This is a genomic window from Candidatus Nitrotoga sp. M5 (genome assembly GCF_927904885.1).
Lineage (GTDB): Bacteria > Pseudomonadota > Gammaproteobacteria > Burkholderiales > Gallionellaceae > Nitrotoga.
In genome coordinates this window covers 20489-29915 of the sequence record NZ_CAKMNW010000087.1, presented here as the reverse complement: position 1 = coordinate 29915, position 9427 = coordinate 20489, and the positions used below count along the sequence as shown (strand labels likewise).

Annotated in this window: 14 protein-coding genes; 1 reads left to right on the top strand and 13 read right to left on the bottom strand. The window is 48.3% G+C overall.

The window, feature by feature from the left end; translation table 11 throughout:
- Positions 1–304: 304 nt before the first annotated feature.
- From MJ770_RS15045 to MJ770_RS15030, 4 genes are all read right to left on the bottom strand, one after another.
- The gene (locus MJ770_RS15045; RefSeq protein ID WP_239256021.1) at positions 305–667 is read right to left on the bottom strand and encodes an FKBP-type peptidyl-prolyl cis-trans isomerase; all 363 of its coding nucleotides are present in this window, start codon (positions 665–667) and stop codon (positions 305–307) included.
- 57 nt (positions 668–724) lie between these two features.
- Complete coding sequence (gene folD / locus MJ770_RS15040) at positions 725–1582, bottom strand: bifunctional methylenetetrahydrofolate dehydrogenase/methenyltetrahydrofolate cyclohydrolase FolD (protein WP_239256019.1); 858 nt, start codon at positions 1580–1582, stop codon at positions 725–727.
- A gap of 507 nt (positions 1583–2089) precedes the next feature.
- Positions 2090–3349, bottom strand: coding sequence for a 6-phosphofructokinase (locus MJ770_RS15035; RefSeq protein ID WP_239256017.1), 1260 nt, complete (start codon positions 3347–3349; stop codon positions 2090–2092).
- A 143-nt stretch (positions 3350–3492) separates the two neighbouring features.
- Complete coding sequence (locus MJ770_RS15030) at positions 3493–3744, bottom strand: type I restriction enzyme endonuclease domain-containing protein (RefSeq protein ID WP_239256015.1); 252 nt, start codon at positions 3742–3744, stop codon at positions 3493–3495.
- A 61-nt stretch (positions 3745–3805) separates the two neighbouring features.
- Here MJ770_RS15030 and MJ770_RS15025 point away from each other — a divergent pair, with 61 nt between their 5' ends.
- Positions 3806–4111, top strand: a complete 306-nt coding sequence (locus MJ770_RS15025) for a hypothetical protein (protein WP_239256013.1) — start codon at positions 3806–3808, stop codon at positions 4109–4111.
- A 45-nt stretch (positions 4112–4156) separates the two neighbouring features.
- On the opposite strand, the gene MJ770_RS15745 is transcribed toward MJ770_RS15025, so the two are convergent.
- From MJ770_RS15745 to MJ770_RS14980, 9 genes are all read right to left on the bottom strand, one after another.
- Entirely contained in the window at positions 4157–4228 is a 72-nt protein-coding gene (locus tag MJ770_RS15745; RefSeq protein ID WP_445083168.1) for a hypothetical protein, read from the bottom strand.
- A gap of 213 nt (positions 4229–4441) precedes the next feature.
- A complete protein-coding gene (locus MJ770_RS15015) occupies positions 4442–4966 on the bottom strand; it encodes a gamma carbonic anhydrase family protein (protein WP_239256011.1) in 525 nt (174 codons plus the stop codon).
- 2 nt (positions 4967–4968) lie between these two features.
- Positions 4969–5370 (bottom strand): GlcG/HbpS family heme-binding protein, encoded by a 402-nt coding sequence (locus MJ770_RS15010; RefSeq protein WP_239256009.1) that lies wholly within the window; start codon positions 5368–5370, stop codon positions 4969–4971.
- The gene (gene adk, locus MJ770_RS15005) at positions 5367–6053 is read right to left on the bottom strand and encodes an adenylate kinase (protein WP_239256007.1); all 687 of its coding nucleotides are present in this window, start codon (positions 6051–6053) and stop codon (positions 5367–5369) included. Before adk ends, MJ770_RS15010 begins: the two co-directional genes overlap by 4 nt.
- On the bottom strand, positions 6050–6847 hold the full coding sequence (kdsB, locus tag MJ770_RS15000; RefSeq protein ID WP_239256005.1) for a 3-deoxy-manno-octulosonate cytidylyltransferase: 798 nt from the start codon (positions 6845–6847) through the stop codon (positions 6050–6052). The genes adk and kdsB overlap by 4 nt, the downstream gene beginning before the upstream one ends.
- On the bottom strand, positions 6844–7032 hold the full coding sequence (locus MJ770_RS14995; protein WP_239256003.1) for a Trm112 family protein: 189 nt from the start codon (positions 7030–7032) through the stop codon (positions 6844–6846). Before MJ770_RS14995 ends, kdsB begins: the two co-directional genes overlap by 4 nt.
- A complete protein-coding gene (lpxK, locus tag MJ770_RS14990; RefSeq protein ID WP_239256001.1) occupies positions 7013–8005 on the bottom strand; it encodes a tetraacyldisaccharide 4'-kinase in 993 nt (330 codons plus the stop codon). Before lpxK ends, MJ770_RS14995 begins: the two co-directional genes overlap by 20 nt.
- A 20-nt stretch (positions 8006–8025) precedes the next feature.
- Positions 8026–8439 carry an ExbD/TolR family protein gene (locus MJ770_RS14985; protein ID WP_239255999.1) on the bottom strand — a complete coding sequence of 138 codons (414 nt, stop codon included), beginning with the start codon at positions 8437–8439 and terminating at the stop codon, positions 8026–8028.
- A gap of 3 nt (positions 8440–8442) precedes the next feature.
- Positions 8443–9051, bottom strand: a complete 609-nt coding sequence (locus MJ770_RS14980) for a MotA/TolQ/ExbB proton channel family protein (RefSeq protein ID WP_239255997.1) — start codon at positions 9049–9051, stop codon at positions 8443–8445.
- Between the last annotated feature and the right edge of the window lie 376 nt (positions 9052–9427).

Below are 9427 nucleotides of genomic sequence, written 5' to 3'. Positions count from 1 at the left end.
GACTTTTGCATAGTGTTTCGTCCAGCTTTTAATGGTTTTCGCTTTAAAACTGGACGAAATTATAGCATAAAATAAAATAATGCAACATAACATCAATTAGTTACGTTAATTTCAGCGTCGACTATTTAAGCGTAAAAAAACCGGACAATAATATAATTGTCCGGTTGCGCACCGGTAATACAAAACATCAGATTTAAGTGCGGACAAAGTTGACACACTATATCTATCTATTTTTCTTACCCTCGATAGACTTTTATCCTCTGCAGCTTTGATTTAAATACCAATGCATTCGCGCTTTTTGAATTTATGGACGCGCGTATAAAGCTGACATCAACTCTATTTCAAACTTCAGTGTTGCATTCGGTGGAATGACGCGCCCTGCACCACGCGCGCCATAGGCCAGTGATGGGGGAACAGTCAGCTTACGTACGCCACCGACCTGCATACCTCGCACACCTTCATCCCAACCAGCTATCACCTCTCCTGCGCCGACAGTGAATTGAAAAGGATCGTTTATTTTTCTGCTGGTATCGAATTCCGTGCCATCTGATGCAAGCCAACCGGTGTAATGTACGGTAACGGTGTGCCCGCCTTGGGCGGGGGGACTCTCGGTGCCAATGGTAACGTCTTCATATTCCAGTCCTGATGGGGTGGTGATTGTAGTCATTTCTTTCCTTGTGAGTTGGTTTAGGTTTCGTCATTTCCGTATGAGTTTAACTGACTGTTACTCTTGCTTTTTTTCACGCTCTGCTGCTTGTATAGTGTTCACTATCAGCATGGCAATAGTCATTGGGCCGACACCGCCAGGCACAGGGGTGATATAGCCTGCCACTTCTTTGGCACTTTCAAAATCAACGTCACCCACTAGTTTGCCGTTGGGCAGACGGTTAATGCCGACATCAATTACAACCGCACCGGGCTTAATCATATCGCCAATAATCATCTGAGGCTTGCCAGTAGCGACCACCAGAATGTCTGCATCCCGTGTATGCTTGCCAAGGTTTACTGTCTTGGAGGTACAAACAGTAACTGTGGCACTTTTGTTCAGCAGCATAAGTGCCATTGGTTTGCCGACGATATTGCTACGGCCAACTATTACTGCATGTTTGCCTTCGATTTCAATGCCCTTTTTCTCCAGCAATTTCATTGTACCAGAAGGTGTGCAGGGCGGAAATAAGGTGGTACCGGTAACCAATGCGCCGACATTCATTGGATGAAATCCATCTACGTCTTTGTTTGGACTGATGGCTTCCAAGACCTTGTGACTGTCGATGTGATTGGGTAAGGGTAGCTGTATCAGCAGACCATGGATCCCCGGGTTAGCATTCAATTCAGCAATCTTCGCCAGCAAAGCTGTTTCTGGCGTGTCGGCGGGTAAAGCAATATGTTCGGAATAGATCCCGATTTCAGCGCACGCTTTTACCTTGTTGCCAACATACACCTTTGAGGCAGGATCTTCACCTACGATGATGACGGCCAAGCCCGGCGTAATGCCATGTGTCTTTAGCGCATCCACACGCGCCTTCCACTCAGTGCGTACTTCCTGAGCAATGGCTTTACCGTCAATGATATGAGCTGTCATTTTTCTATTCCTTGAAATTTAGAACGAGTAATTTTTTGATACGTTTCATAGTTGGCAACCTCAGCCTTAATTTTGAGCAGGCTTACTCAACGACAAAAGTCCTGCATATTGAGCAACGTGAACTCATGGCGTGAGTTTTAGTGTGCATTTAAAGACGCGAATTATAACATTCCGTGCATAAGAGATTAGGGCGAGAAAAAATGGGGGGGAGTGGTGGTAACTCCCCCAGCATGATCGATCTGTAAAGGGAACGCTGATTTATTCTCCCGATCAATCTTGAATTGAGCGCCCAGGGTTAAGGTGGTTTTGCTTTGATTATATTGCCTAATCAGAGGATGCGATCGAACCTTTTGAACTGGAATATGCAGCAACCGAAGGTGCGGATTACGGCAGTCAAACTATACGGTCAGTACTGACCTGAATCGTGCAGCAGCACCGAAGGCACTATTGTCGATACCAGCCTGATCACCGCTCGGTCACGCGGTAAAATATTCAGCGCTTACTTAGTTACATTTTAAAATCGTCCAGTTTCTTGGGTACCGCCACATTCTTGAGCCGAACATATTGTGGCAAGCCGTCTTTGTAAGGGGGGTAATCTTCGCCTTTAATCAGCGGAACAAGGTATGCACGACACTTGTCGGTGATGCCGAAACCATCCTTGGAAATAAAGTTGCGCGGCATCATTTTTTCTACATTCGCAACATTTTTTAGCTGAGCAACGCCAATTTTCCACTTGTAAGGCTTGTCGGCGAGTCGAACAATGGTAGGCATAACGGCATTTTCACCCTTCAATGCCATTTGCACCGCTGCCTTGCCGAGCGCATAGGCCTGCTCGACGTCGGTTTTGGATGCAATATGGCGAGCGGCACGTTGCAGGTAATCCGCCACCGCCCAATGGAATTTGTAACCCAGCGCATCCTTCACCATGTTAGCCACAATCGGTGCGACGCCACCTAGCTGGGCGTGACCGAAAGCATCTCGCAGCCCTTGGTCAGAGAGAAATTTGCCGTCTGCACCTTGCACGCCTTCTGACACCACTACAGAGCAATAACCAAAATCCTTTACCATAGCATCGACTTTGGCCAGAAATTTTTCTTTGTTGAAGGGGACTTCGGGAAACAAGATGACAATCGGTAACTCGCAATTTACATCCGAGGCCAAACCACCGGCAGCGGCTATCCAGCCGGCATGTCTGCCCATCACTTCCACCACAAACACTTTGGTTGAGGTCTTGGCCATGGAAGCAACATCGAAACTGGCCTCACGTACCGATACGGCGACGTATTTGGCGACCGAACCGAAACCAGGACAACAGTCAGTGACGGGCAAATCATTGTCTACTGTTTTGGGTACATGAATTGCTTGAATGGGGTAACCCATTTTATCTGCCAACTGTGAAATTTTCAGGCAGGTATCAGCGGAATCACCGCCGCCGTTATAAAAGAAATAACCGATATTGTGTGCCTTAAAAACTTCAATCAATCTCTTATACTGCAATCTGTTTTCTTCGACACCTTTCAGCTTGAAGCGGCAGGATCCAAATGCACCAGACGGGGTGTAGCGCAATGCCGCAATGGACTTGGCAGAATCCTTGGTCGTATCGATCAGGTCTTCAGTCAGCGCGCCGATGATGCCGTTACGGCCTGCATAGACTTTGCCGATTTTGTCTTTGTGTGCGCGTGCCGTTTCGATCACACCGCAAGCCGATGCGTTGATTACTGCGGTTACGCCACCGGATTGTGCATAAAATGCGTTCTTTTTATCCATTTGGTTGATGACTCCCTATGAGTTTATTGAACTTTAATCCATCGTTTGGCAATGCAGAAATTAATCTTACTCCCTTTTTAAAGGCTCAGATAATCAAATAATGGGTTTGCATTGGGCGCAACACGTGGATATTCACTGAGGGATTAGCCTGCCAGCTCATTGGCCAGCATCTCAGCTTGCTTTAACACCGTTTCAGTGGCCAGCAACTGCATGTCTGGCGGGTAGCCAAATTGACGCAAGGTTCTTTTCACAATCACCTTCAGTTTGGCCTTCACACTTTCCTTGATCGTCCAATCTATCGATACATTCTCACGCACCCTCTGCGTCAACACCACCGCCAGCACACGAAATTGGTCATGCTGCATCACCTCGCGCGCACTGTCGTTATTGGTCACCGCCTTATAAATGCAGGTACCTCAAAAAAACCCGTTATTCCCGTGCAGACGGGAATCCAATTTGCTGATATTACTAGACTCCCGCCTACTCAGGGGCGACGAAACAGAGGTATTTCGAGGTGCCCCTAATTCTTTAGCTGATTTGGAAAAATCTAAAAGTGATTCTGATGTTAAAAATGGTGGTATTTTTTCAGAAAACAAACCATACCCAAAATACTGTCAAATAAATTTCAGAGGAAATTTCTTTCATTTGATTCAGGTAAGATTTTTTAGGCATAAATTACCTTTGCCTCGCCGCTCATCAACTTCGGCAGCAGTATGTCGTGGAGTTTTTCGAGGACTATTATTTGAAAACGGTTCAAAATAATTTTTGAAAAGTACCCTATACAACTTGCAAAATCATTGTAAAACATTAAAAGGAATTGGAGATATATGTTAGGAAGATCAGCCCCATCACTACATGCTTGTATTCAGCAGTGTCGATGTTTTTGCGCAGCTTGTCGGCGGCTTTCCACAGTTGCTTTATCCAGCGGTTCGTCTTTGTTTTCTTTTGCTGGTTTAGCCATGATTATTTTGTTCTCTTTATCGGGCAACGGGATAAGGCACGTTTATCATTTTCGTGCAGGAAGAAATATGGACGGTAAGTTCACGTGCCGTAGACAGTGTGGGCCGAAACTGTTTTTTCAGCGAAGCGGAATTAGGTAATGCTCGCCAACCCGTCTCGATAGCGACCAAGATTTTCCACGTAGCGCGCAGCATTTTTATGCAGGGCTGCGATTTCTTCTTCACGCAGGCTGCGCAACACTTTACCGGGCGAACCGACCACCAGTGAATTGTCCGGGATTACTTTGCCTTCTGTAATTAGCGTATTTGCGCCTATCAGGCAGTTGCGCCCGATCACAGCGTGATTAAGGATGGTGCTGTGGATGCCGACCAGGCTGCCGTCACCGATGATGCAGCCGTGCAGCATCGCCATGTGGCCGACAGTAACGTTGTTACCAATTGTGAGCGGTGCGCCGGGGTCGGTGTGCATTACTACACCATCCTGTACGTTGCTGTTGGCGCCGATGTGGATGGGTTCATTGTCGCCACGTATTACCACGTTGAACCAGATGCTGACATTATTTTCAAGAATAACCGAACCGATGACGCTGGCATTGGGCGCGATGTAATGCTGTTGTCCGTTTAATTCCGGTGTGCGGCCTGACAAGGTGTAAAGCATGATCAGCGAAGCGCCGCCGCGCCAGCTTGCGCGATCTGCCCGTCCTCAGGCGAGCGTACGCCGCTGATGCCGAGCCCGCCAATGATCTGGTCGTTATGTATGAGTGGTACACCCCCTTCAGCGGGAAGTGCGCCTGGCAAGACAAGATGTACCAGACGACCGTTCAGTACCGCATCATCTGCAACCTTCGTCGGCCGTTGAAAGGCAACCGCTGCCCGCGCTTTCTTGGTGGCGATTTCCACGCTGCCAAACTGGGTGCCGTGGTTACGCTGAAGGTAGAGCAGATGACCACCGTCATCCACGATGGCGATCACGACTTGCCAGGAGTTGCGTTGTGCTTCGGCCTCGGCAGCCGCAGCAATTTTTTTGGCATCGTCAAGCGTGAGGATGGGCTTGCTGATCATGACTGATGTGCTGCCAATGCGTTAAATATCCGTTCACTTATACTATCCACGCTACCGATACCGGGAATATTGATACAGTGTGGCGCGCTTGTATTGCCGTGTTTTCCGTTGGCTGATTCATTTTTTTCCCAAGTCATATAGTAATCGACAAGTGGCTTGGTTTGTTCGTGATAGACCTCAAGACGTTTTTTAACGGTGTCTGCGCGGTCATCCGGGCGTTGTACCAAGTCTTCGCCAGTGATGTCATCCTTGCCGGCCACCTTGGGTGGATTGAATATTATATGGTAGGTACGCCCCGATGCGGGATGGGCGAGACGGCCATCCATGCGCTGGATGATATCGCTATCTGGCACCTCGATTTCCACCACGAAATCAATGCCGATACCGGCATCCTTTATGGCTTGAGCTTGCGGTATGGTACGCGGAAAGCCATCCAGCAGGAAGCCATGGGCGCAGTCTGGTTCTTTGATGCGTTCTTTCACCAGGTTGATGATAATGTCATCAGAGACCAACCCACCTGCATCCATTATCTTTTTAGCTGCTTGTCCTAGCGGAGTATCCGCCTTGACTGCTGCGCGCAACATATCTCCGGTTGATATTTGAGGAATATTGAACTTCTCTTTGATCAAGTTGGCTTGGGTGCCTTTACCAGCGCCGGGTGCGCCTAGCAGTATAAGTCTCATGATGATGCTCCATTAATTTGGTCGTTGATTATACGCTTGCTGTCGAACAGCTTGCGGGCTGCATGCAGGTCTTGTTCGGTATCTACTCCACTGGGAGGTGCTTCTGTACTAACGGTAACGCCGATCTTGTAACCGTGCCATAGCGCGCGCAACTGTTCCAGCGCCTCAATTTGTTCGATGGCAGCAGGGGCGAGTTTGCGAAAGGCACGCAAAAAACTGGCACGGTAGGCATAAATGCCGATGTGGCGCGATACTGTAAGATTTTCTGGTAGCGCTGCGCCAGGGGTGAACGCATCGCGCGGATAAGGAATTGGCGCGCGGCTGAAATACAGAGCATTACTCTGCTTATCCAGCACTACTTTGACTATATTGGGATTGCGCATGGCCTCTTCATCATGGATGGGATGGCAAGCGGTGGCGATGGCGCACTCTGGGTGATCGTGCAGGTGTTGCGCTACGGCACTGATCAATGCCGGTGGCATAAGAGGTTCGTCACCCTGCACGTTGACGACAATAGTGTCGTCTGGCCACCCAAGTTGCTCCACCACTTCGGCAATACGGTCGGTGCCACTGGTGTGGTGAATGTGAGTCAGACAGGACTTAAAGCCATATTCATGCACGGCAGCTACGATGGATTGATGATCGGTGGCGATCCAAATCTGTTGTGCGCCGCTGTGCGCGGATTGCTCGGCAACACGCACCACCATCGGCTTGCCGGCAATCGGCAATAATGCCTTACCCGGCAGGCGGGTAGAGGCGAAGCGTGCCGGAATAACGACATGAAAAGCGATCATCGGAGCCGTTCAATTTCTTCCGGGGTAAGTTTGCGTGCCTCATCTGCCAGCATTACGGGAATATCGTCCTGTATAGGAAATGCCAAGCGATCCGCCTTGCAGATTAGTTCCTGTTCAATTTTGCGATAAACGAGAGGGGATTTGCATAACGGGCAAACCAGAATTTCAAGCAGCTTGGCGTCCATCAGGAGTAACCTTTTTCAGAATTTGTTGGGTAAGCAAGGAATCCAGCTGTGCATCCACGCGCAGCACCCAGCATTTTTCATTAGCGAATGTTGTGCATTTTACCGCATCTTTTTCCGTCATGAGTACTGCGTCTGCATCGGCGTAGTCCAAATCGGCGGCCGTGAAGCTATGATGGTCTGGGAAAGGATGAGCTTGCACTTTTAATCCAAGATTGTTCAGATGTGTGAAAAAACGTTGCGGGTGGCCGATCCCGGCGATGGAATGCAGGCGTTGGCTGGCAAAATCCGCAGCGTGAGCGATAACATTGGGATTGAGAAGATTGTAAAAAATTTCGCCATACAGTTGCATACTGTGCTGATTTTTGCTGGCCACGCCCCCATGAATGACTACGGCATCCACCTGAGTCAGACGTGAGAGTGGTTCACGCAACGGACCAGCTGGGAGCAGGTAGCCATTGCCAAAACGGCGTAAACCATCTACTACCACGATTTCAAAATCGCGCTGCAAGCGATAATGTTGCAGACCATCATCGCTAAGCACGATATCGCATTCGGGATGGGCCTGTAACAGCGCGTGAGCTGCGGCAACGCGGTCGCGCCCGATCCACACCGGACACAACTTACGTTGTGCCATCAGCACGGCTTCATCGCCAGCCTCATCGTGACTGCTCGACGCCTGCACTGCCAGCGGAGATTTATTGGTGCCACCGTAGCCACGGCTGATGATGCCGGGATGCCAGCCGCTATCGATTAATTGCTGCGCCAGCCAAAGTGTAAGCGGAGTTTTGCCGCTGCCGCCAACGGTAATATTGCCCACCACAATAATAGGGGCCGACAGCTTCACGCTCGTTAAAATGCCTTTACGGTAAAGTGCACGCCGGGTTGCCGTAACTATGTGGAATAAGAAACTGACAGGCAGCATTATGAGGTGGAGCGGCGTGGTGCGATACCAGTGTTGCTCTAGCCACTGCATTCCCTTAGTCAGGCCGCCCGTTATTTTCGGCTGGTGGTGAAGGTAATACGGCCATAACCTGCGAGACGCGCTGCTTCCATAATATTAATTACGGCTTGGTGCGGCGCCTTGGCATCGGCGTTAATAACGATGATGGGATCTTTTTGATCGCCTGCGGCTGTGCGCAGCGCTTGAGACATACTTTGTACACCATTGAATGCTGTGGCCGCATTGTTAATGGCGTAGTGCTCCGAAGCATCTACTGACACATTAATTTGTATTTCTTGTGAAGTTGTTTCTTCGCCACCAGCCTGCGGCAGGTTAATTTGCAGTTCAGAGAATTTAGTGTATGAGGTAGTCACCATTAAAAAAATTATGATCACCAAAAATACATCTATCATTGGAATCAAGTTGATTTCTGGTTCCTCTCTCATGTGGCCACGTTGAAAGTTCATGGCTTAATCTTGGCGAGCGCCATGAATGATTTCAATCAGCTTGATTGCCTGCTGCTCCATCTCGATGGTCAGGCTAGCCACTTTAGCGCGAAAATGACGATAGAAAATCATACTGGGGATAGCCACCATCAGACCGAATGCCGTGTTGTACAAGGCTATCGAGATTCCATGGGCGAGTGCAGCGGGGCCATTTCCTGTGGTATTTTGCACGCCGAAAATTTCAATCATTCCCACCATTGTGCCAAACAGGCCTAACAGTGGGCTTACAGAAGCAATTGTGCCTAATGTAGTGAGAAAGCGTTCAAGCTCATGTGCGGCAGCGCGCCCTGTTTCCTCGACAGATTCTTTCATTACTGTGGGTGAGCTTTTAATGTTTTTAAGGCCAGCGGCGAAGATGCGTCCGAGCGGGGATTCTTCCTCTAAACGGGAAATCATGGCATGGCTGACTCCACGCTGCTTAAGTTCATGGACTACTTTATTGAACAATCCTGCTGGTGCAATTTTTTTGTTGCGCAGGTTTATCAAGCGTTCTCCAATTATCCCAACGGCAATCACAGATGCAGCTATCAAAAACCAAATCGGCCAACCAGCCGCTTCTACAATGACAAACACTGAATTTCTCCAAATATGTTTAAATTAATAATAACGGAACTGTATCTGGTCGCACTTGTTTGAGCAAGATTTCTCCAGCCACCTTAACCAGAATGCCCCTGAATTTTATATCATGATCATTTTAATATGCTTAACAGCGTCATTAGAGTTAGGGAGCTTTGATGCTTAGTACTTACACAAAAACTGTGGATAACTATGTTGAGAAGGCATTAGAAATAATGCTTAACTGCTTATCAAACAACCAGTTTCGGCTGCCTGCTTAATTTATGCGCTTATTAAAAATATAAATAAAACAAATATATATTATTTGTCGCCCAAATACTGCCCGATATCCATTGTATAAACAGACCCTATTTCTCCAATTGTGGATTATTAA